The 20,253-nt window shown below is 74.5% G+C and carries 20 protein-coding genes and 1 tRNA gene; 11 read left to right on the plus strand and 10 right to left on the minus strand.

Features of this window, described 5'->3' with window-relative positions; translation table 11 throughout:
• Positions 1–5: 5 nt before the first annotated feature.
• Complete coding sequence (locus HGB54_RS03880; protein WP_168915288.1) at positions 6–875, plus strand: class I SAM-dependent methyltransferase; 870 nt, start codon at positions 6–8, stop codon at positions 873–875.
• Between the two features lie 78 nt (positions 876–953).
• Positions 954–1,027: transfer RNA gene (locus tag HGB54_RS03885), tRNA-Met, on the plus strand.
• A 110-nt stretch (positions 1,028–1,137) separates the two neighbouring features.
• Here the strand turns inward: HGB54_RS03885 and HGB54_RS03890 are convergent.
• Entirely contained in the window at positions 1,138–2,019 is an 882-nt protein-coding gene (locus HGB54_RS03890; protein WP_168915289.1) for a ribokinase, read from the minus strand.
• A 58-nt stretch (positions 2,020–2,077) separates the two neighbouring features.
• Positions 2,078–2,548 (minus strand): DoxX family protein, encoded by a 471-nt coding sequence (locus HGB54_RS03895; protein ID WP_168915290.1) that lies wholly within the window; start codon positions 2,546–2,548, stop codon positions 2,078–2,080.
• 128 nt (positions 2,549–2,676) lie between these two features.
• On the opposite strand from HGB54_RS03895, the gene HGB54_RS03900 reads away from it, so the two are divergent.
• A complete protein-coding gene (locus HGB54_RS03900) occupies positions 2,677–3,003 on the plus strand; it encodes a hypothetical protein (RefSeq protein ID WP_168915291.1) in 327 nt (108 codons plus the stop codon).
• A 34-nt stretch (positions 3,004–3,037) separates the two neighbouring features.
• Here the strand turns inward: HGB54_RS03900 and HGB54_RS12575 are convergent, their stop codons facing one another.
• Positions 3,038–3,232: a hypothetical protein gene (locus HGB54_RS12575; protein ID WP_228545927.1), complete on the minus strand. Its 195-nt coding sequence runs from the start codon at positions 3,230–3,232 to the stop codon at positions 3,038–3,040.
• Between HGB54_RS12575 and HGB54_RS12580 the strand changes: the two genes are divergently transcribed.
• Both HGB54_RS12580 and HGB54_RS03910 read left to right on the plus strand, forming a co-directional pair.
• Positions 3,231–3,569 (plus strand): hypothetical protein, encoded by a 339-nt coding sequence (locus HGB54_RS12580; protein ID WP_228545928.1) that lies wholly within the window; start codon positions 3,231–3,233, stop codon positions 3,567–3,569. The genes HGB54_RS12575 and HGB54_RS12580 overlap by 2 nt on opposite strands.
• A complete protein-coding gene (locus HGB54_RS03910; protein WP_168915293.1) occupies positions 3,566–4,378 on the plus strand; it encodes a carbon-nitrogen hydrolase family protein in 813 nt (270 codons plus the stop codon). Before HGB54_RS12580 ends, HGB54_RS03910 begins: the two co-directional genes overlap by 4 nt.
• A 9-nt stretch (positions 4,379–4,387) precedes the next feature.
• Here the strand turns inward: HGB54_RS03910 and HGB54_RS03915 are convergent, their stop codons facing one another.
• Positions 4,388–5,590 carry an aminotransferase class I/II-fold pyridoxal phosphate-dependent enzyme gene (locus tag HGB54_RS03915; protein ID WP_168915294.1) on the minus strand — a complete coding sequence of 401 codons (1,203 nt, stop codon included), beginning with the start codon at positions 5,588–5,590 and terminating at the stop codon, positions 4,388–4,390.
• 72 nt (positions 5,591–5,662) lie between these two features.
• Complete coding sequence (locus HGB54_RS03920) at positions 5,663–6,322, minus strand: TetR/AcrR family transcriptional regulator (protein WP_168915295.1); 660 nt, start codon at positions 6,320–6,322, stop codon at positions 5,663–5,665.
• A gap of 242 nt (positions 6,323–6,564) precedes the next feature.
• Between HGB54_RS03920 and HGB54_RS03925 the strand changes: the two genes are divergently transcribed.
• Both HGB54_RS03925 and HGB54_RS03930 read left to right on the plus strand, forming a co-directional pair.
• Positions 6,565–8,097, plus strand: a complete 1,533-nt coding sequence (locus HGB54_RS03925; protein ID WP_168915296.1) for a S1C family serine protease — start codon at positions 6,565–6,567, stop codon at positions 8,095–8,097.
• A gap of 18 nt (positions 8,098–8,115) precedes the next feature.
• Positions 8,116–9,165: a glycosyltransferase family 2 protein gene (locus HGB54_RS03930; RefSeq protein WP_168915297.1), complete on the plus strand. Its 1,050-nt coding sequence runs from the start codon at positions 8,116–8,118 to the stop codon at positions 9,163–9,165.
• A gap of 45 nt (positions 9,166–9,210) precedes the next feature.
• Here the strand turns inward: HGB54_RS03930 and HGB54_RS03935 are convergent, their stop codons facing one another.
• Positions 9,211–12,036 (minus strand): CDP-glycerol glycerophosphotransferase family protein, encoded by a 2,826-nt coding sequence (locus tag HGB54_RS03935; protein WP_168915298.1) that lies wholly within the window; start codon positions 12,034–12,036, stop codon positions 9,211–9,213.
• 129 nt (positions 12,037–12,165) lie between these two features.
• Between HGB54_RS03935 and HGB54_RS03940 the strand changes: the two genes are divergently transcribed.
• The gene (locus HGB54_RS03940) at positions 12,166–13,461 is read left to right on the plus strand and encodes a CDP-glycerol glycerophosphotransferase family protein (RefSeq protein WP_228545929.1); all 1,296 of its coding nucleotides are present in this window, start codon (positions 12,166–12,168) and stop codon (positions 13,459–13,461) included.
• A gap of 46 nt (positions 13,462–13,507) precedes the next feature.
• Here the strand turns inward: HGB54_RS03940 and HGB54_RS03945 are convergent, their stop codons facing one another.
• The 4 genes from HGB54_RS03945 to HGB54_RS03960 all read right to left on the minus strand — a co-directional run bounded on the left by HGB54_RS03945 (position 13,508) and on the right by HGB54_RS03960 (position 16,764).
• The gene (locus tag HGB54_RS03945; protein ID WP_168915299.1) at positions 13,508–14,395 is read right to left on the minus strand and encodes a hypothetical protein; all 888 of its coding nucleotides are present in this window, start codon (positions 14,393–14,395) and stop codon (positions 13,508–13,510) included.
• Positions 14,392–15,165, minus strand: a complete 774-nt coding sequence (locus HGB54_RS03950; RefSeq protein WP_168915300.1) for an ABC transporter ATP-binding protein — start codon at positions 15,163–15,165, stop codon at positions 14,392–14,394. The genes HGB54_RS03945 and HGB54_RS03950 overlap by 4 nt, the downstream gene beginning before the upstream one ends.
• Positions 15,165–15,977 (minus strand): ABC transporter permease, encoded by an 813-nt coding sequence (locus HGB54_RS03955; RefSeq protein WP_228545930.1) that lies wholly within the window; start codon positions 15,975–15,977, stop codon positions 15,165–15,167. The genes HGB54_RS03950 and HGB54_RS03955 overlap by 1 nt, the downstream gene beginning before the upstream one ends.
• A 94-nt stretch (positions 15,978–16,071) precedes the next feature.
• The gene (locus HGB54_RS03960) at positions 16,072–16,764 is read right to left on the minus strand and encodes a phosphocholine cytidylyltransferase family protein (RefSeq protein ID WP_168915301.1); all 693 of its coding nucleotides are present in this window, start codon (positions 16,762–16,764) and stop codon (positions 16,072–16,074) included.
• Positions 16,765–17,061: 297 nt separating this feature from the next.
• On the opposite strand from HGB54_RS03960, the gene HGB54_RS12585 reads away from it, so the two are divergent.
• Genes HGB54_RS12585 through HGB54_RS03975 form a run of 3 tightly spaced genes read left to right on the plus strand, consistent with a single transcriptional unit; the run spans position 17,062 to position 20,229 of the window.
• Positions 17,062–18,372, plus strand: coding sequence for an ABC transporter ATP-binding protein (locus HGB54_RS12585; protein ID WP_228545931.1), 1,311 nt, complete (start codon positions 17,062–17,064; stop codon positions 18,370–18,372).
• Complete coding sequence (locus tag HGB54_RS03970) at positions 18,348–19,910, plus strand: ABC transporter permease (RefSeq protein ID WP_168915302.1); 1,563 nt, start codon at positions 18,348–18,350, stop codon at positions 19,908–19,910. The genes HGB54_RS12585 and HGB54_RS03970 overlap by 25 nt, the downstream gene beginning before the upstream one ends.
• Positions 19,911–19,959: 49 nt before the next feature.
• Positions 19,960–20,229 carry a DUF3039 domain-containing protein gene (locus tag HGB54_RS03975; RefSeq protein WP_168915303.1) on the plus strand — a complete coding sequence of 90 codons (270 nt, stop codon included), beginning with the start codon at positions 19,960–19,962 and terminating at the stop codon, positions 20,227–20,229.
• Positions 20,230–20,253 lie beyond the last annotated feature (24 nt).

The raw sequence follows: 20,253 nt of genomic DNA on the forward strand, positions 1-20,253 counted from the left end.
GCAGGATGGCCGCGGAGGATCCTCCCGAGTGGGCCCGGCTGAACCGGGCCCACTGGGACGAGAAGGTGCCCGTGCACCTCGCGAGCGACTTCTACGACCTCGCGCCCCTGCGCGCGGGGGAGGGGCGGCTCTACCCGATCGAGGAGTCGGAGCTGCCCGCGATCGCCCCCGAGGGCTGGGAGGGGCTGCGGGTGCTGCACCTGCAGTGCCACTTCGGGGCCGACACGCTCGTGCTCGCGCAGCGCGGCGCCGAGGTCGTCGGTCTCGACTTCTCGATGCCCGCGGTGCGCGCCGCTCGTGGCCTCGCCGACGAGCTCGGCCTCGCCGACCGCAGCCGGTTCATCGCCGCCGACCTCTACGACGCCCGGCACCGCCTGCCCGACCCCGAGGGCTTCGACGTCGTCTACACGACGTGGGGCACCATCGGGTGGCTGCCCGATATCGAGGAGTGGGCGCGCATCATCGCCTGGTTCCTCAAGCCCGGCGGGCGGCTGTACTTCGCCGACGGGCATCCCGCGGCCTTCGTCTTCGACGACGCCGAGGGCGCGCTCACGACGCCGCGCGGACCGTTCCCCGCCCCGCGCGACGGCTACTTCGACGCCGCCCCGATCGAGGACGACGACGACCGCGACTACGCCGACCCCGCCGCCTCGCTCGCGAACGCCCGCACCGTCGAATGGATGCACCCCCTCGGCCGCACCATCACCGCGCTCATTTACGCGGGCCTCGAGATCGACTTCGTGCACGAGCACGACGCGGTGCCGTGGCAGATCTTCGACCTCGCCGTGCCGCGCGGCGATGGGCTCTGGGGCTGGCCCGACCGGGCCTGGCTGCCGCTCGGCGTCAGCATCGCCGCCACCCGCCGCGCCGACTAGGGCGATCGGCCCGCGGCCGCGCCGACGACACCTCGATTCGACGGATGCCCCCGCTGCTGGTATCGTTTCCTCTCGTGCCGCGGGGTGGAGCAGTTCGGTAGCTCGCTGGGCTCATAACCCAGAGGTCGTAGGTTCAAATCCTGCCCCCGCAACAAAGAGAAGGCCCGGAATCGCGAGATTCCGGGCCTTCTGCATTCTCGGGGCGGCCCGGAATCGCGCGATTCCGGGTTTTCTCCGCATTCCGTCCGCGCTCACGGGTCGGTCAGCGGCGGGGCGGCTGCGCCCCCGGCCACTGCACGGCCGCGGCACCCGCGGCGATTCCGCGGTCGAGCGCCGACGTCAGGGCGCCGCCGTCGGCGAGCTCGGCTGCGAGGGCTCCGGCGAAGGCGTCGCCCGCGCCCGTCGTGTCGACGACCTCGACGCGGGGGGCCTCGCGACGCACGACGCCGTGGGAGTCCGCGGCGACCGCGCCCGCGCCGCCGAGCGTGATGACGACGCTGCGGCAGTGCGCGAGCAGCTCTGCGGCGGCGCGCTCCGCGCCCTCGGCGTCGACCGCGCGCCCGAGCAGGTCGCCGGCCTCGGCGGCGTTGACGACGAGCGGATCGCACAGCTCAAGCAGCCAGGGCTCGACGGCCCGGCTGGGGGAGAGGTTGAGCACGAGGCGGGCGGCGTGCCGCTCCAGAGCCCGGGCGGCGGCCTCGACGACCTCGAGCGGCACCTCGAGCTGCGCCAGCAGCACCGTGCCCGGGCCGGCGAGCTCGTCGATGCGGGCGACGACGGCAGCGGCATCCACCCGGGCGTTCGCGCCGGGGGAGACCACGATGCTGTTCTCGCCCGCGCGATCGAGGGTGATCAGGGCGACGCCGGTGGGCGCGTCGGCGACGACGGCGACGCTCGAGACGTCGACCCCGCCGGCGCCGAGGGCGTCCAGCAGGGCGCGGCCGTTCGCGTCGTCGCCGACGGCGGCGAGCATGACCGGCATCGCGCCGGCCCGCGCCGCCGCGAGCGCCTGATTGGCGCCCTTGCCGCCTGTCGCGGTGACCAGGTCACCGCCCAGGAGGGTCTCACCGGGCCGCGGATGGCGCTCCACCGCGACCGTGAGGTCGGTGTTCGCGGAGCCGAGGACGAGGAGGGAGGCGCTCATGCCCCCACCCTGCCGCATGCGCGGGCGCTCCGGCGCGCGCGGCTCGGTCGCGGATCGCTCAGCGCGCGCTGCGGGCGGCGCGGTGCGCGCGCCAGGCCTGCCACGCTCCGGTCGACCACAGCGCCCACGCGACGAGCACCGGCTGGAACAGCAGACGGATGCCCCGCGCGACGTCGTCGTCGAGCCCGAAGCCGTCGCGGCCCTCCGTGAACTGCGCGATGTTGCCCGGGAAGATCGCGAGGAAGAACAGCGCCGCCGCCCAGCCGACCGCCATGGGCCACCGCGCGCGCCAGAGCAGGATCAGCCCGAGCCCGAGCAGGATCTCGACGACCCCCGAGCCGACGACGACGAGATCGACGGGCAGCGGCAGCCACGGCGGCACCTGGGCCTGGAACTCCGCGCGCAGCACGGTGAGGTGCCCGACGCCGGCGGCGGTGAGGGCGAGGCCGAGCAGGATGCGCGCGAGATGCTGCACGACGGTCGGGCGAGCGGCGGCGGGCGCGGTGGTGGTGGCGGGGGTGGTGGTCACCCGACGATCCTGCCGGGCGGGGCTGTGCGCGGCGTGTTGCGCCGTGTGACGGCAGCCTCGACCCGGGTCGACCGGCCGACGTAGCGTGGGGCATCCGCTCGCCCCGCCCTGCCTCGAAGGAGCACGTCATGGCCCTGCACCCGCTCATCGCCCCGCTCGACGTCGACTGCGACGCCGCGGGCTCGATGATGTGCGGGCGCTCCCGGGCCGGCCACGCGGTGCATCCCATGCAGGCGCGCATCGCGGCGGCGACGCCCGGCGGCTGGGTCGACGCGCTCGTCGTCTCCGTAACCGCGGACGGCTGGATCACGGCAGTCACGGTGGAGGGCGACCGGGTGCTGCGCGCCTGGGCGCACGAGGCCCCCGCGGTCGCGGCGGGCGAGCCCGTCGCCGTGCACGAGCTCGCCGAGCTGCTCGCCGTGGGCGGGCGGCGCGCCAGCATCGTGCTGCGCTAGCGCCGCCGCCGCGCCCCGGCCGTCAGCGGCGGCCTCAGGCCGGGGTCATCGCCATGCGCAGGTCGTCGCAGGCCTCCGCGGCGGCGAGGCAGGTCTTCGCGCAGAGACGGCAGTGCTCGGCCATCTCGGCGTGCATCGAGCACTCCTCGGCGCAGGCGCGCATCATCATCGCGGTCGTCTGCAGCATCATCGACATCGCCTCGGCGTGCATGCCGGCGGGGCGCATCATGACGCGCATCATCGTGCCGGCCATATCGGCGGTCGAGGCGCACATGCTCGCGCATCGGCCCATGCCCTCCATCGCGCAGGCGTCGCCGCACATCGTGCAAGCCTGCTCGCACGCCGCGCAGGCGTCCATCGCGCGCTGCATCCGCTCCATGTCCATCTCCGCCATGGCGGGGATGGTGCTCATCATCTCGGTCATCATCATCGGTCGCGACCTCTCGTCGAGCGGATGCCCGCTGACCGCGTCGGGACGGCGCGACCGCGGGGCATCCTCGTGCCCGGCACGCTACGCGCATCGCGCCGCCCGTGGCGGGAACGTGGAGCGTAGGCTCAGGTCATGAGCGCACGCACCGGGGTCGCCGTCGCCCAGTTCGCCCCCGGGGCCGACCCGCAGGTCAACCTCGCGACCGTACGGCGGCTCGCCGCGCAGGCCGTCGAGCGCGGAGCCGGGCTCGTCGTGCTGCCCGAGTACTCCTCCTACTTCACCCCCGAGATCGGGCCCGACTGGATCGCCGCCGCCGAGGCGGTCGACGGGCCGTTCGCCCAGGGGCTCGCCGCGATCGCCCGCGAGCTCGAGACGATCGTCGTCGCGGGCATCCTCGAGCGCGGCTCGGGCGACGTCGACGACCGGTTCCGCAACACGGTGCTGGCGCACGGCCCCGACGGCGCGCTGCTCGCGGTCTCGCGCAAACTCCACCTCTACGACGCCTTCGGGGCGAGCGAGTCGCGCTGGGCCGAGGCCGGCGCGATCGACGAGCCGCAGCTGTTCGACTTCGCCGGGCTGCGGGTGGGCATCCAGACCTGCTACGACCTGCGGTTCCCGGAGGTGACGCGCCGACTCGTCGACGCCGGTGCCGACCTCGTGCTCGTGCCGAGCGAGTGGGTGCGGGGGCCGCAGAAGGAGCACCACTGGCGCACGCTCGTCACGGCGCGCGCGCTCGAGAACACGATCTACGTCGCCGCGGCCGACCACACGCCGCCGATCGGCGTGGGCTGCAGCATGATCGTCGACCCGATGGGCGTCGCGCTCGCGGCGCTGGGGGAGCGCGAGGACGTCGCGGTCGCCCACCCGACGCCGGCCCGCATCGCCGAGGTGCGGCAGGTCAACCCCGCGCTGCGGCTGCGGCGGTTCCGCGTCGTCCCCGGCTGAGGCCGCCCGTCAGGCGCGGCCGAGCCGCGAGAGCCGCGATACCGCCTCCTCGACGGCCGCCTCGGTGCGGCAGAAGGCGAACCGCAGCGAGCGGCGCAGGCGCGCGTCGGTGCTGCCGGGGGCGAAGGCGATGAGCGGGATGCTCGCCACACGGGTCTCGCGCACGAGCTCGCGGGCGAAGGCGTCGCCGTCGTCGACGCCGAGCGGGCCCGGATCGGCGACGACGAAGTACGAGCCCCGGCTCGGCGACACCGCGAACCCCGCCGCCGCGAGGCCCGCGCTCAGCAGATCGCGCCGCCGCTCGAGCGAGGCGCGCAGCCCGTCGAAGTAGTCGTCGCCGAGTCGCAGCCCCACGGCGACGGCCGGCTGGAACGGGGCGCCGTTGACGTAGGTGAGGAACTGCTTGACCGCGGTGACGGCGTCGATGAGCGCGGCCGGCCCGGTGATCCAGCCGATCTTCCACCCGGTCACGCGGAAGGTCTTCGCGGCGCTCGAGATGACGAGCGTGCGCCCGGCGCCCGCCTGGAGGGTCGACATGCTCACGTGCTCCGCGCCGTCGTAGACGAGGTGCTCGTAGACCTCGTCGGCAACGACGACGGCGTCGTGCTCGGCGGCGCGCCGGGCGATGCGCTCGAGCAGGGCGCGCTCGATCACGGAGCCGGTCGGGTTGTGCGGGCTGTTGACGAGCACGACGCGGGTGCGCGGGCCGATCGCCGCGTCGATCGCCTCCTCCGAGGGCTGCTGCTCCGGCCCCTCCAGCGGGATGCGCGCCATGCGGGCGCCCGCGAGCCCGATGAGGGCGGCGTACGCGTCGTAGGCGGGCTCGAGCACGGCGACCTCGTCGCCGGGCCGCACGAGCGCGAGCAGCGCGGCCGAGAGCGCCTCGGTGGCGCCCGCCGTCACGAGCACCTCGGTGGCGGGGTCGAGGTCGTCGCCCTGGAAGCGCCGGCGGTGCTCGGCGATCGCCGCGCGCAGATCGGGCTCCCCGCGGCCCGGCGGGTACTGATTGACGCCGCCGCGGATGGCGGCGACCGCGGCGTCGAGCACGGGCTGCGGTGCATCCTCGTCGGGGAAGCCCTGGCCGAGGTTGACCGCGTCGTAGCGCGCGGCGAGCGCCGACATCTCGGCGAAGATCGTCGGGCGCGCGACGCCGTCGGCGCCGAGCAGCCCGGCGGCGCGCACCGCGCGCATCCAGGGGGCGTCGTCGCTCATGCCGCTCAGGCTAGCGACCCGGGCGCGTGCGCCGGGTCCAGCAGGGCGCGGCTCGCCGCACCGGGCGCGTGCTCAGCGGTCGCCGTCGGCGGGCGGGCTCTTCGGCAGCGTGAGGCTCGAGGCCCAGTCGTAGTAGACCGCCTTGCCCGGCCGCGTGTCGACGACCGCGGTGTCGGCCGAGCGGGAGAGCAGGTCGCAGAAGCCGCGGATCACGACGTCGAGGTCGTCGTGCGGGGCGGTGATGGCGATGCCGGCGGAGTAGGTGCTGATGACGTGCGAGAGGGCGCGGGCATCCACCTCGGGGCGCACCATGCCGGCCTGCTGCAGCCGCTCGATCATCTCGGCGCGCACGCCGATCTGCGGCACGTACGAGAAGGAGTGGCTGTGCCGCATGATCGCGTTGAGCGCGTCGCGGTCGATCACGAAGAGCGTCTTGGCGAGGGGGCGCTCGTAGATCGTCGAGAGCGTGTAGAGGTAGATGCGCGAGAGTAGGCCGCCCTTCTCGTCGCGCTCGATGTGGTCGACGATGCCGCGGTACATGGCGGCGAACTCGCGGTTGAGCATGCTGACGAGGATGTCGCCGACGCTCGGGAACATCGCGTCGATGCGGTCGGCGTCGACATCGGCCCGCTGCGCGATGCGCTCGAGGGAGACGGCGTCGTAGCCGTCGTTGATGATGACGTCGCCCGCAGCCACCAGGATGCGGTCGAGGTCGGTTATCTCACTGATCATCGGGTCGGCTCGTCTTCGGGTCGGTTCGGGTTCGACTGAATTCTAGGGGGCAGAACGGACTGTCTGGTGCACCCAGAGCGGGGGGTGCGGATGCTCGTGGAGCGGTCGTCCGGCGGGCACTGAGGCCGCGCTCGCCCGCGCAGGGGAGGCACTCGCGCAAGCGACGGGCCGCGCTCAGGAGCGACCAATACAATGCACAGGTTCGCGGTGGACTCTGGCCGCGGTCGAAAGGAGAACCACCCATGACCTCCACCCCCGAGCACCCCGACGCCGGCTCCGAGCAGCGCTCGCCGGCCGTCCCCCCGACGGGCGACGCGCCCGTCGCCGCCGACCGCACCGCCCTGGCTCCGCAGTCCGCCCCGGCCCCGTCCGCTCCGGCCGAGCAGGCCGCCCCGACCGAGAGCACCGCCCCGGTCCCGCCCGCCGCCCCGTCTCCGCAGCAGGAGACCGCCCCCGCGCCGTCGACGGCGCAGCCCGCGCCCTCGTCGACCGTGCCGCCGGCCTTCGCCCCGCCGCCCGCGCACCACGCCGCCCCCGGCTCGGAGCCCGCACCCGCCCCGGCCGCCGGATCCCGCTCGCTCGGCCCCATGATCGCGATGCTCGCGGTCGGCGCCCTCATCGGCGGCGCCGCCGGCGGCGGGATCGCCTCGTGGGCCCTCGCCGACGGCGCGGGATCGGGCCCCAGCGCCACGAGCCCCGCCTCGATCACCGTCAACGACCCGGAGGACGCCACGATCGTCACCGGCGTCGTCGCGCGGGCCATGCCCTCGGTCGTCACGATCGACGTGCAGGCGCGCGGCGGCCAAGCGGCCGGCAGCGGCTCGGGCGTCATCCTCAGCGAGGACGGTTACGTGCTGACGAACTCGCACGTCGCGACCCTCGACGGCGCCGCGACCGACCCGGTGCTGCGGGTGACCGCGAGCGACGGCCGCATCTTCGACGCCGAGCTGGTCGGCGCCGACCCCATCGCCGACCTCGCGGTCATCCGGCTCATCGACGCCACCGACCTGCAGCCGATCGAGTTCGCCGACTCCAGCGAGCTCAACGTCGGCGACCGCGCGGTCGCGATCGGCGCCCCGCTCGGCCTCGCCGGCACGGTCACCGACGGCATCGTCTCGGCGCTCAACCGCTCCATCACCGTGCAGTCCTCGGCGGTGCCCGAGGGCCAGACGCCCGAGCAGGCGCCCGACGGCGGCGAGCAGGGCAGCCCCTTCGACTTCTGGAACTTCGACTTCGACATCCCCGGTGAGCAGGGCGAGTCGCAGCCGCGCGCCTCGCAGACGATCTCGCTCTCGGTCATCCAGACCGACGCCGCGATCAACCCCGGCAACTCCGGCGGCGCGCTGCTCGACGACCAGGGCCGGCTCATCGGCATCAACGTGGCGATCGCCTCGGCCGGCGGTTCGCAGGGCGCGGCCGGCAGCATCGGCGTCGGCTTCAGCATCCCGGCGAACTTCGCCCAGCGCATCGCGGACGAGATCATCGCGACCGGGTCGGCCAGCCACGGCCTGCTCGGCGCGAGCGTGACCGACGTCGACGGAACGAGCGACGTCGTCGGCGCCCTCGTCGCCGAGGTGACGCCCGCGGGAGCCGCCGAGCAGGCCGGTCTGCGCCAGGGCGACATCATCACGGCCTTCGACGGCGTGCCGATCACGAGCAGCATCGACCTCACCGCGCAGGTGCGGGTGCTCGCCGGCGGCTCCAGCGCCGAGGTCGAGTACGTGCGCGATGGCCGCTCCGAGACCGCCACCGTGACGCTCGGCGAGCTGGGCTAGGCGATAGCCTCGGGGGTTATGACCCCCGCCGCGCCGACGCCTCCCGGCGTCAGCTACGTGATGCCGGTCTACAACGAGACGGCGTACATCGACGACGCGATCGACAGCGTGCTCGGGCAGCGGTACGAGGGCGAGCAGGAGCTCGTGCTCGCCCTCGGCCCCTCGACCGACGGCACGAGCGAGCGCGTCGAGCGGCGCGCGGCCGGCGATCCGCGCATCCGCATCGTGCGCAACCCCGAGATGACCATCCCCGTCGGCCTCAACCGCGCGATCCGCGCCGCGACGCACGACGTCATCGTGCGGGTGGATGCCCATACCGAGCTCGCCGACGACTACACCGCCACGGCGGTGGCCACGCTCGAGCGCACGGGGGCGGCGAGCCTCGGCGGCCTCATGGTCGCCCAGGGCCGGAGCCGCTTCCAGCGGGCCGTCGCCCGCGCCTACAACTCCCGCCTCGGGCTCGGCGGCGGGGCCTATCACGGCTCCGCCGTCGAGGGCCCGGCCGAGAGCGCGTACCTCGGCATCATGCGCCGACCCGCGCTCGAGTCGGTGGGCCTCTACGACGAGCGCCTCAAGCGCGCGGAGGACTGGGAGCTGAACTTCCGCCTGCGCGGCGCCGGCCACCTCGTCTGGCTCGACCCGGCGCTGCGCGTCACCTACTGGCCGCGCGACACCTGGGCGAAGCTCGCCCGGCAGTTCCGGGCGACGGGCATCTGGCGCGGCGAGCTCGTGCGCCGGCACGGCGGCCGGCACCCCCTGCGGTACTTCGCCCCGCCCGCGCTCGTCGTCGTCGCCGTGCTGAGCCTCGTCGTGCTGCTGCTGCAGGCGACGGGGGTCGTCACGGGGTGGGCCTCGCTGCTGCTCGGGCTCGTGCACCTCGGTCCGCTCGCCTACGCGCTGCTGCTGCTGGCGCTGCTGGTGACGCGGTCGAGCGGGGCGACCCTCGCCGATCGCGCCGTCTTCGCGGTCGTCATCGCGACGATGCACGGCAGCTGGGGCTCGGGGTTCCTGCGCGGCGTCGTCGTCGGCGCCCGCGGCGCGGTCGACCGCTCGCGCATCGAGTCGTAGAGGGCGCGCCGGGGCGGGTCGCGCCGGCGGCGGTCGCTCCGGGCTTCAGTCGAGCAGGCCCTCGGCGAGGATGCGCGCGACGACGCGCTCGGCCGCGCGGCCGTCGTCGAGCGGGTTGAAGCGCGCGCGCCAGGCGGCGAGGGCGGGCGGTGCGGCGGGGGCCGGTGCGGCGCCGGCGGCGGGCGCGGCCGACGCCAGCTCGGCGAGGGTCGCGAGCAGGGCATCCCGATCGCGCACCACCGGTCCGGGGGCCTCGGCCGTGACGTCGAAGTAGAACCCGCGCAGGTCGCGGCGGTAGTGCTCGAGGTCGGGCACGAAGAGCACGAGCGGGGTGTCGACGGCCGTGATGTCGAACATGACCGAGCTGTAGTCGGTGACGAGCACGTCGGCGGCGAGCATGAGCTCGCCGATCGCCGGGTAGCTCGTGACGTCGATGAGGCCGGGGGCGTCGAGGTCGCGGCCGAAGCGCAGGGTGCGGCTGTGGCCGCGCACGAGCAGCACGTGGTCGCCGGGCAGGCCGGCGAGGGCGGCGGCGAAGCCGGGCAGGTCGAGGTAGTCGACGATCTCGCGCCGGTCGTCGCGCCAGGTCGGCGCGTAGAGCACGGCCCGCTGCCCCGGGGCGAGGCCGAGCCGGGCGCGCACGGCGGCGCGGTCGCCCGTCAGCAGCACGTCGTTGCGCGGGTAGCCCTCGACCCAGACCGGGCCGCGGAAGGCGTAGGCGCGGCGCAGCACCTCGGCCGCCCAGGGGTTCTGGGCGAGCAGGATGCTCCACCGCCGGCTCTCGCGGGTGACGGCCACGCGCGTGCGCAGGCCGACGCCGGCCCGGTCGAGGGCGAGGCGCTTGAGCATCGTGCCGTGCCAGGTCTGCAGCACACGCTGGTGCGGCCGCGGGCGCCACCGCTTGCGCAGCCAGTCGTTGACCACGAGCAGGCGGGCGTCGGCCCGCACCCGCCACCACTCGGCCGAGCCCTCGACGAGCGCGATCGCGCCCTCGGGAACGGCGACCGAGCGGTCGACGACCGACCAGTACCGCGTGACGTCGGGGCGCACGCGGGCGAGCTCGGCGTCGAGGGCGAGCGGGTTGCAGGCCGCGGTCTGGCTGTAGAAGCTCTCGAGCATGACGGCGGTCTCGGGCTGGGCGGTGCGCGCGCGGTAGCCGGCCTCGAGCCGCTTCTGGGCGGATGCTCCGCGCTCGTCGTCCGCGAGCGGGGGCTCGACGCGCAGCACGAGCGTGCCCGCGTCGGCGCGCAGCTCGGCCCGCATCCACGGGGAGCGGAACCCGGGATCGAGCGCGGCGACGACCTGCGCCCGTGCGCTCGGGTGCGCAGACCCCTCCAGGGTGACCTCGAGCCGGTACTCGTCGCTCCGCGGCGGCAGCGGCGACGACCCCCAGCGCTCGCTGAAGAGCGGGGCGCTCGCGGCGAACGACGCTCCGGTCTGATCGACGGCGAGCTCGATCGTCTGCCGCGGTCCGACGAGCGCGAGGCGCTCGATCCGGGCCGGCGCCGACCCGCGCAGCGCCAGGTACTCCTGGTCGAGCTCGGCGTGGTCGATCACGATCCGCCCGGCGGCCGCGCCCCCGGCTTCGGTGTCTCCCGCGCCCGCCGGCGCGAGCGGGGCCGCCGTCTCGCCGAGCAGCCCCCGCAGCGCGGCGTGCACGCGCTCGGTCGCCCGGCCGTCGAGCAGGTCGACGTGCTCGTCGCGCAGCCAGCGCGCGTGGGTGAGCGCGGCCTCGCGGGCCGGGCCCGGCTCGAGCGCGCCGTCGAGCCGCGCGAGGGCGTCGGGCCAGTCGGTCGCCGGGTCGCCGCCGCTGAACGCGCGGTACGGCGTGTACAGGCCGCGCGAGGCCAGGTAGGCCGCGAGATCGGGCGCGAGGAACACGCTCGGCACCCCCGCGATCGCCGCGTCGAAGGCGATCGACGAGTAGTCGGTGAGCAGGGCGTCGAGGGCGGGCAGCGCCGGGGTGACGTCGAGCAGCTGGGCGCGCCCGAGCAGCCGGATGCGCGGGGAGGCCGCCGGCCCGGCATCGTACGAGCCGGCGCCGAGGGGGTGAGAGCGCACGAGCAGCACCGCGTCCCGGCGCTCCGCCCAGGCGACGATGCCGGCCCACTGCGCGGCGTCGGGGATGGCGGGGTCGACCTCGCCGTCGCGCCAGGTGGGGGCGTAGAGCACCAGTCGGGCGGCCTCGGGCAGCGGGCCGGTCGCCGCCTCGATGACGGCGCGCGCGGCATCCCGACGGGATTCGGCGGTGCCCTGCAGCAGCACGTCGTCGCGGGCGTCGCCGAGCACGCGCACGCGCTCGGGCGCGACGCCGAACGCCGAGCGGATGCGCGCGGCCACGAGCTCGGAGGCGACCGGGAACAGCGCGATGCGCCGGCCGCCGCGGCGGTACAGCGCGCTCATGAGGCCGCGCACGCCCGGCAGGGAGCCGATGAGGGGCAGGCGCAGGGCGGCGCCCGTATCGAGGTGCAGGCGCTTGAGGGGGATGCCGTGCCACAGCTGCACGACGACCGCGCCGCTCGACCCGTACCGGTTCGCATCGCCCAGCCCGTGGGTGACGACCACGGCGCCCGCGCGCAGCGTGGCCCGGAACCCGCCCCAGCCGCGCGCGGGCAGCGCCGGCATGCCGGCGGCGCGCGCGGCGCGCAGCTCCTCGTCGCTCGACGCCAGCCAGGTGAGCCGCCGCTCGGGGTCGTGCTCGCGGGTGTACCGCCAGAGCGCGAGGGCCCCCTCGCCGAGCCCGAGCCCGGAGGCCATGACCCAGCGCTGCGGGTCGCGGCGCACGACGCGCGCGGCGAGCGCCCCGATCGCGTAGAGCGGGGCGCGGGCGAGGACGCGCGCGTTGCCGGCGCTGAACGTGAAACGGGCCATCGCGGGCGATTCTGTCACGGTGCCGAGCCGCCGCCCGCGAGGCGCCGCGGCGGGATGCGCCGCTACGGGTGCATAACGGTTCGCCCCGATCGGCGCCCCGCCCCCTCGGGCCCCCGCGATGATGGAGTCGTGACTCTTCTCGGCCAGGCCCGCACCGCGCGACGACTGATGCGCAACATCCTGCGCTCGCGGCGGCACCGCGCCGAGCTCGCCGCCCGCCAGCGCACCGAGCGGGCTCCGGCCCCCGGCAGCATCGAGATCGTCGTGTACTTCGCCGATACGCGCGTGAACCTCTACCAGATCCGCCAGTGGTACGCGCCGCTCGCCGAGCTCGCCAAGCAGCATCCCGTCGCCATCATCAGCCGCAGCCCCGGCACGATGCTGACGCTGCTCGACGAGGCGCCGGTGCCGGCCGTGTACCTGCGCCAGGTGGTCGACCTCGAGCGCTTCGTCGCCCAGCAGCCGCTGCGCATCGTGTTCTACGTCAACCAGAACACCAAGAACTTCCAGATGTTCCGATACAGCCGCATGTGGCACGTCTTCATCAATCACGGCGAGTCCGACAAGATGTACATGACGACGAACCAGTACAAGGTCTACGACTACGCGTTCATCGCGGGCGAGGCCGCGCGCGAGCGGCTCGAGCGCAAGCTCTGGGGCTACGACCTCGACGGCAAGGCCCTCATGATCGGCCGACCGCAGGCCGACCACTTCGCCGGCGCCCTGCCGTACGAGCCCGACGACCGCACCGTCGTGCTCTACGCGCCTACCTGGGAGGGCGACCGACCCGCCGCGGCGTACGGCTCGATCCTCAGCCACGGCGAGAGGCTGGTGGATGCCCTGCTCGCGACCGGCCGCCACCGCGTGATCTACCGCCCGCACCCGCGCAGCGGCGTCGTCGATGCCGCGTACGGCGCGGCCAACAGCCGAATCATGCAGGCCCTGGAGCGCGCGAACGCCGCCGACCCGCGCGCCCAGCACGTCGTCGACACCGGGCCGGAGCTCGGCTGGCAGCTCTCCGCCGCCGACGCCGCCATCACCGACATCTCGGCGATGGTCTACGACCGGCTCGCCACGGGCAAGCCGCTGCTCATCGCCCGACCGGCCTCGCCCGATGCCGAGATCGACGACTCGGGCTACCTCAGCGCCTGCGAGTGGCTGCGACCCGAGCAGGCGGCCGAGGTCGTTCCGATGATCGACCGGGTGCTCACGAGCGAGGAGGCGCACGCCTCGCTGCGGCTGTGGGTCGAGCGGTACTTCGGCGACACGACGCCGGGCGCGGCGACGGCGCGGTTCCACGCCGCCGTCGACGCGCTCTACGCGGCGTGGGACGCCGCCGCGGCCCAGCACGCGGGCGATCCGCTCACGAGCGAGTCGAACCCCTTCGACGAGGACGACGACGAGGACGCGGTCGGCGGCGACTGAGGGTGCCGCAGCGGCGCCCGGAGCGGCGCCCGTAGCGGCAGCGCCGTCAGGGCGCGGTCGGCGGCGCGATGCCGGTGATGACGTCGTCCGCCTCGGGGGCCGCCGGGGCGGCCTCGATCGCCGCGGGCCGGCGACGCAGCGGCCAGGCGCGGCGGCGCGGCGCCGTGGCGACGCCGACCGTGCCGTCCTCGGCGACGGTGACCTGCACGGCGGGCGTCTGCAGGCCCATCGGCCAGAGCGCGGGCGCGGGCCCGAAGGCCTGACGCGCGCTCGTGACGACCTTGCGGCCGAGGATGTTGTTGCCGGTGCCGCCCACGACGGCCCCGATGCCGAAGGGGATGGCGCGGCCGAGCACCGTCGTGCTCTGCGTCACCGCGAACCGCCGCAGGAAGGCCTTGCGCAGCTTGTCGCTGAGCGAGCCCATCATGAGCCGCGGCATGCTCTTGGTGACCATCTCGCCCCAGTACTCGGTGCGGGCGACGGGCCCGCCCGAGACCTGCGAGGCGAACTGCCGCACGAGGTCCTGCCCGGCCCCGCCGAGCATGAGCGCCATGACGAGCGTCTGCGCCCGCTCGGGGTCGTCGATCGCGATGCCGTGGATCTCGGTCACGGACTGGGCGAAGAGCGCGCTCGCCTCGAGGAAGGCGACGGTCTCCACCCCGCTGAGCCCGAGCGAGGCGGCCAGGCCGACCGCGGGGATGACGGCGGCGGCGCCCACGGAAGCTCCGCTCGCGGTGACGGCGGCGAGGTAGTGGCGCTCGAGCATCCTGATCACCTCGTCGGGCGTCGCCTCCGGGCGACGGCGGCGGATGCGCCGGATGTGCGCGAGCACGGCCGGGCGCTGCGCCGACATGACCGCCTGCAGCCCGCGCACGAGGCGGGGGTCGAGGGCGGCCGTCGTCGAGCCGGCGTCGGGCGGGATGATCTGGGTCATGGGGTGCTCCCGTGGTCGCGGTCGTAGGCGGCGAGCACCTCGTCGATGGGGCCGTCGAGCACCAGGGCGCCCTTGTCGAGGTAGAGGCCCCGGGTGCAGAAGCGCTTGAGGTCGCGCTCGTTGTGAGACACGAAGAACAGCGTGCGTCCCCCGGCGAGCAGCTCGTCGATGCGCCGGTAGCACTTCTCGCGGAACCCCTTGTCGCCCACGGCGAGCACCTCGTCGACGAGCAGGATCGGCTCCTCGAGGCGGGAGATGACCGAGAAGGCGAGCCGCACCTTCATGCCGCTGGAGAGGTGCTTGTAGGGGGTGTCGATGAAGTCGGCGAGCTCGGCGAAGTCGATGATCTCGTCGAAGCGCGCGTCGATCTCCTGCCGGGTCATGCCGTGCAGCCCGGCGGTGAGCGTGAGGTTCTCGCGCACGGTGAGGTCGTCGACGAAGCCGCCGGTGATCTCGATGAGGGGGGCGACGCCGCCGTGCACCTCGACGCTGCCCTCGTCGGGCAGCATGACGCCGGCGACGAGCTTCAGCAGCGTGGACTTGCCCTGGCCGTTGCGGCCCACCACGCCGATCGACTCGCCGGCCCGCACGGTGACGTCGACGCCGCGCAGCGGCCAGAACTCGTCGGGGCGCGAGCGGCGCTGGGCCCCGGCGAAGAGATCCTTGAAGCTGCGGCGACCGCGCCGATTACGCCGGAACCGGATGCCGGCGCCCGTCACGGTGATGACGGCCGGGGCGCCCGCGGGGGAGGGGGAGGATGCGACGGCCATCAGATCTCCTTCAGCACGGCGCGCACGGTGCGGCGGAAGACGAGCACGCCGATGCCGAGGATGACGAGGCTCATCACCGCCGCGATCGCGGCGGCGCGCACGTCGAGCAGCTCGGGGAAGAAGCTGGCCCGGTACAGCGTGATGATGCCCGCGAGCGGGTTGAACGAGCCCCACAGCTCGAGGCCGTCGGGCAGATCGGCGAGGCCGTAGATGATCGGCGAGGCGTAGAACAGGAAGCGCAGGATGAGCTTCACCGCGCGCTCGAGGTCGCGGAAGAACACCACGAGCGGCGCGACGATGAGTCCGATGCCGACGATGAGGATGCCCTGCAGCACGATCGCGAGCGGCAGCCACAGCACCCCCCAGGTCAGCGGGGCGGGGGTCGGGCCGAACGCGGCGACGATCGCGAACGCGGCGATGACCGGGATGCTCAGCAGGAACTCGATGCCCTTCGCGAGCGCGGTGCGCACCACCCACACCGAGCGCGGAAGCCGGGTCGAGCGCACGAGCTTGGCGTCCTTGATGAAGGCGCGCGTCATGTCGCTCACGGCGCCGTTGAACCACACCCAGGGGAGCAGGCCGGCGAGCAGGAAGACGATGTACGGCTCGGCACCGACGCTGCGGTCGAAGATCTGCGTGAAGACGAACCAGTAGATGCCCGCCATCACCAGCGGGTCGAGCACCGACCAGAGGTAGCCGAGCGCCGAGGTCGAGTACCGCACGCGCAGATCGCGGCTCGTCAGCAGCCAGAGCGTCTGCCGGTACACCTGCGCGGGGGTGCGCGGGGGGCGCGCGGGCGAGGCGTGGGTCACAAGCGATAACCGTACCGGCAGAAGACCCCCGCGCCCGGGGGCGACGGGGGTCTTGCGCAGGCGACGATCAGCGTCGATCGGCGCGAGGGCCGATTCAGACGAAGAGGTTCGCGCGCTCGAGGTCCTCGGCGAAGTCCACCTCGACGGCGTACAGGTCGCTGATGTCGAGCGGCTCGATGCGGAGGCCGTCCTGCTCGATCGCGACCTCGATGCCGCGCTCGAAGTAGTCCTGGTCGCCGACGCGGGCGAGCTGGCGCACGAGGGCGGCCTTGTCGCGGCTGGAGATGTAGTTGATGCCCACGGCCTCGCCGAGACCGCCGACGACCTGCTTCGAGAGCTCCTGGATGAAGCCCTCAGCGTCGACCGTGTACTTCACCTCCTCGTCGCTCACCTTGGCGGTGTTGACGCTGACGAACGAGCGGTCGGCGTGCACGAGGGTCGAGGCGCGCACGAGGGCGGTCGGGTCGAAGACGACGTCGCCGTTCATCCAGAGCACACCGCCCGAGCCGGTGGCCTTGAGGGCGCGCAGCAGGCTCTTGGAGGTGTTCGACTGGTCGTACTGCTCGTTGTAGACGTAGTTGACGTCGGGGAAGGCGTCGATGATGTGCTCGAGCTTGTAGCCGACGACCGTCGTGATCGAGGCGTCCTGCCCGAACGCGGCGGCGATGTTGTCGTGCTGCTGGCGCATGATGGTGCGGCCGTCGGCGAGCTCGGTGAGCGGCTTCGGGAGCGAGCGGCCGAGGCGGCTGCCCATCCCGGCGGCGAGGATCACGATCTGCGTGGTCATGTCGACCTCCTGTCTGTCGGCGGCAGGTGCGGCGAACGGCCCGGCGGAGACTCGAGACGGTGCGTCGAGCGGTTCCCGCCGGTGCATTCGGGGCGAGTTCATCTCGCCGTTACCTGCGCGCGGTGCATCAGACACGTCGTTGTGCTGCTCCCAGACTACCGCCGCACCCCCGAAAAGGGGAGGGTTCGGCACGTTTTCGCAATCCGATCGTGATGGCGGCGGGCCGCGCACGATCCGGCTGAGCGCCCGCCCGGCCAGCCCCCCTCGTCGCCGCGCGCGCGTTGCTAGCGTGGGAGCGTGGATTCCTCGACCCCGGCGACGCCCTCCGACGACAGCGCCGACTCGACCACGCCCGCGCCCGCGAGCGCGACGCCGCGCACCCCGGCGCCGCGCACGCCCGCGCCCCGCAAGCCCGCCGCTCGGAAGCCCGCAACGGGCAAGCCCGCCGCCCGCTCGGGCCCGGTCCCCGCCTCCACCCCGGACGAGACGACGCCGTCCGGTGAGACGTCGGCGACCGGCGAGACGACGCCGACCGGCGCAACGTCCGCTCCGGCGGCGAAGAAGCCCGCGGCGCCGCGCAAGCCCGCCGCCGCGAGGAAGCCGGCGACGCCGAGGACGCCCGCCGCGACGCCCGCCTCCCAGAAGCCCGCCTCCAAGAAGCCCGCGGCGCCGAAGGCGCAGGCCGCGTCCGCCGCGTCGAGGACGCCCGCCGCGAGGACGCCGGCCGCGACGACCGGCGCCGCCGCGCGGAAGCCGGCCGCCCGCACGACCGCCGCCCGCACCGCATCCGCGAAGAAGGCCGCCGCCGCGCGCATCCCCGCCGCCGTCCCCCCGCCGCCCCCGCCGGCGCCGGTCGTGCTCGAGGTGCGCGGCCTGCGCAAGTCGTTCGGGCGCACCGTCGCCGTCGACGGCATCGACCTCGATGTGCGCCGCGGGTCGATCTTCGGGTTCCTCGGCCCGAACGGGGCGGGCAAGACCACCTCGCTCGGCATGATCACCGGGCTGCTGCGCCCGCAGTCCGGCACCGTGCTCGTCACCGGGCACGACGTGTGGCGCGAGCCGGGGCCGGCGAAGCGCGCCCTCGGCTCGCTGCCCGACCGCATGCGGCTCTTCGACCGGCTCACCGGCGCGCAGATGCTGTACTACTGCGGCGTGCTGCACGGGCTCGACCGGGCATCGGCCCGCGCGCGCACCGCCGATCTCGCCGCGGCGCTCGGCCTCGAGGAGGCGCTCGCGCGCCCCGTGCGCGACTACTCGGTCGGCATGATCAAGAAGGTCTCCCTCGCCGCGGCGCTCATCCACTCGCCGAAGGTGCTCGTGCTCGACGAGCCCTTCGAGTCGGTCGACCCCGTCTCGGCGTCGCAGGCGATCGAGCTGCTGCGCGCCTACAGCCGCGCCGGCGGCACTGTCGTCCTCTCGAGCCACAACATGGACCTCGTCGAGCGGGTCTGCGACAGCGTCGCCGTCATCGTCGCCGGGCGCATCCTCGCGAGCGGCACGGTCGACGAGGTGCGCGACGGGCGCAGCCTCGAGGATCGCTTCGTCGAGCTCGCGGGCGGCCGCGCGGCGGTGGAGGGGCTCGAGTGGCTGACCACGTTCTCGGACTGAAGCTCGCGCTGCTCGCCTCGGCGTTCCGGCCCGGCATCGCGCTCGTGCGCACCCTGGCGGTGCTGCTCGTGGTCGGCGGCATCGTCACCGGCATCCTGCGCACCCTGCCGCTCGTCGAGCTCGACGACGCCGGGCACCGCGCCGCGCTCGTCATCGTGCCGAGCATCCTCGCCTTCGCCCTCGTGCTCGCCCCGCTCACCTCGGGCCTCGGCTCGGCGATGGAGCCGCGCCGGTTCGCCGCCTACCCGATCGCGCCCTGGCGGCTCGCCCGCAGTCTCGCCGTCTCGTCGATCATCGGCCCGGTCGGCCTCATCGCCGTCGTGCTCGCGGTCGCCGTCGAGACCGCCTGGACGGCCGACGGCGTCGCCCAGGGCTCGCCCGGGATCGCGGCGCCGGCCGCGGCGCTCGCCGTCATCGCGATCCTGCTCGGCGGCCTCTACCTCGTCGCCGTCGCCGCCCTCGTCTCCGTCAGCCCGCTGACCGAGCGCGTCATCACGGTCGCCGCCCGGCTGCTCGTCGCGGTCTCGATCGCGGCCGCGGTCACGACCGTCGTGCTCGCCGAGCGCGGGCAGGACGAGGAGTGGCTCGCGACCGCGGCCGAGGCGCTCGCCGCCTCCCCGCTGGGCATGCTCTGGGCCGCGCCGGGCGAGGCCGGCGCGGCGGCGGGGTGGCGCGTCGCGGCGGGGGCGCTCATGGTGATCGTGCTCGCGGCCGGGTGGGTCGTGGTGGTGCGCCGGATGCTCGAGACGCCGCAGCGGCACCGCGAGGCCGCGCGGCGCACCGGCCTCGGGCTGTTCGAGCTGGCGCCCGCGACCGCGGGCGGGGTGATCGCCGTGCGCAGCATCCTGTACTGGATGCAGGACCCGCGGTACCGCGCCGCGCTCGTCGCCCTGCCGCTCGCCCCCGTGCTCATGGTGGTCGTGCTGCTCGTCGCGGGCGTGCCGGCGGAGCCGCTGTGGCTGCTGCCGCTGCCCGTCGTCGCGCTGTTCCTCGGCTGGTTCAGCCACAACGACGTCGCCTACGACCACACCGCCGTCTGGATCCACGTCGCCGCCGACACCCGCGGCGCCGCCGATCGCTGGGGCCGTGCCGTGCCGCCCCTGCTCATCGGTGTGCCCCTCGTGCTCGTGCTCGCCCCGCTCCTCGCGATGCCCTCGGGCGTGGTCGGCGCCGAGCCGGCGCTGCTCGGCGTGAGCCTCGGCCTGCTGCTCACCGGCATCGGCGTCTCGAGCGTCTCCTCCGCGCTCGGCGCGTACCCCGCCGCGCGCCCCGGCTCGGGGCCGTTCGACCAGCCGCCGCAGACCGGCGCCACGGCGGGCTGGGCGCAGGCGCTGTCCTTCTTCGCCACGGTCGCCTTCATGAGCCCGGCGATCGTGCTCGCCATCCGCGGCGCCCTCGGCGAGCCCGAGCTGCTCGAGACGGCGGGGCTCGCCGGGGCGCTGACCGGGTTCGGGATGCTCCTGCTGGGCATCCTCGTCGGGGGCGCGGTCTTCCGCCGCCGCGGCCCCGAGCTGCTCGCGCTCGCGCAGCGCGTCTGAGGCGCCGGCGCCCTGCCGCGTCCGACCCGCGCGCCGTACACTGGAGCGCATGGCGACGATGGACGAGCCCGGCACCGCCGGCGGCGTGGACGTGATGGATCGCGAGCTCGAGAAGCTGCTGAACGAGGAGCAGCTCGAGGACGGCGACCACGAGCGGTTCTCCCACTACGTGCCGAAGGACAAGATCCTCGAGTCGGCGCTCACCGGCAAGCCCGTGCGCGCGCTGTGCGGCAAGAAGTGGACGCCGGGGCGCGACCCCGAGAAGTTCCCCGTCTGCCCGACCTGCAAGGCCGTCTACGAGAAGATGCGCGACGCCTGAGCCGTTCCGCCGGCGCGCGGCCCG

This window comes from Microcella flavibacter (genome assembly GCF_012530535.1).
Classification (GTDB): Bacteria; Actinomycetota; Actinomycetes; order Actinomycetales; family Microbacteriaceae; genus Microcella; species Microcella flavibacter.

Bases quoted from the DNA above. Each gene is read 5' to 3' on its own strand.
- HGB54_RS03880 (WP_168915288.1), top strand. From the start codon at position 6: ATGGCCGCGGAGGATCCTCCCGAGTGGGCCCGGCTGAACCGGGCCCAC.
- HGB54_RS03890 (WP_168915289.1), bottom strand. From the start codon at position 2,019: ATGAGCGCCTCCCTCCTCGTCCTCGGCTCCGCGAACACCGACCTCACG.
- HGB54_RS03900 (WP_168915291.1), top strand. From the start codon at position 2,677: ATGGCCCTGCACCCGCTCATCGCCCCGCTCGACGTCGACTGCGACGCC.
- HGB54_RS12580 (WP_228545928.1), top strand. From the start codon at position 3,231: ATGACGCGCATCATCGTGCCGGCCATATCGGCGGTCGAGGCGCACATG.
- HGB54_RS12575 (WP_228545927.1), bottom strand. From the start codon at position 3,232: ATGATGCGCCCCGCCGGCATGCACGCCGAGGCGATGTCGATGATGCTG.
- HGB54_RS03910 (WP_168915293.1), top strand. From the start codon at position 3,566: ATGAGCGCACGCACCGGGGTCGCCGTCGCCCAGTTCGCCCCCGGGGCC.
- HGB54_RS03915 (WP_168915294.1), bottom strand. From the start codon at position 5,590: ATGAGCGACGACGCCCCCTGGATGCGCGCGGTGCGCGCCGCCGGGCTG.
- HGB54_RS03920 (WP_168915295.1), bottom strand. From the start codon at position 6,322: ATGATCAGTGAGATAACCGACCTCGACCGCATCCTGGTGGCTGCGGGC.
- HGB54_RS03925 (WP_168915296.1), top strand. From the start codon at position 6,565: ATGACCTCCACCCCCGAGCACCCCGACGCCGGCTCCGAGCAGCGCTCG.
- HGB54_RS03930 (WP_168915297.1), top strand. From the start codon at position 8,116: ATGACCCCCGCCGCGCCGACGCCTCCCGGCGTCAGCTACGTGATGCCG.
- HGB54_RS03935 (WP_168915298.1), bottom strand. From the start codon at position 12,036: ATGGCCCGTTTCACGTTCAGCGCCGGCAACGCGCGCGTCCTCGCCCGC.
- HGB54_RS03945 (WP_168915299.1), bottom strand. From the start codon at position 14,395: ATGACCCAGATCATCCCGCCCGACGCCGGCTCGACGACGGCCGCCCTC.
- HGB54_RS03950 (WP_168915300.1), bottom strand. From the start codon at position 15,165: ATGGCCGTCGCATCCTCCCCCTCCCCCGCGGGCGCCCCGGCCGTCATC.
- HGB54_RS03960 (WP_168915301.1), bottom strand. From the start codon at position 16,764: ATGACCACGCAGATCGTGATCCTCGCCGCCGGGATGGGCAGCCGCCTC.
- HGB54_RS03975 (WP_168915303.1), top strand. From the start codon at position 19,960: ATGGCGACGATGGACGAGCCCGGCACCGCCGGCGGCGTGGACGTGATG.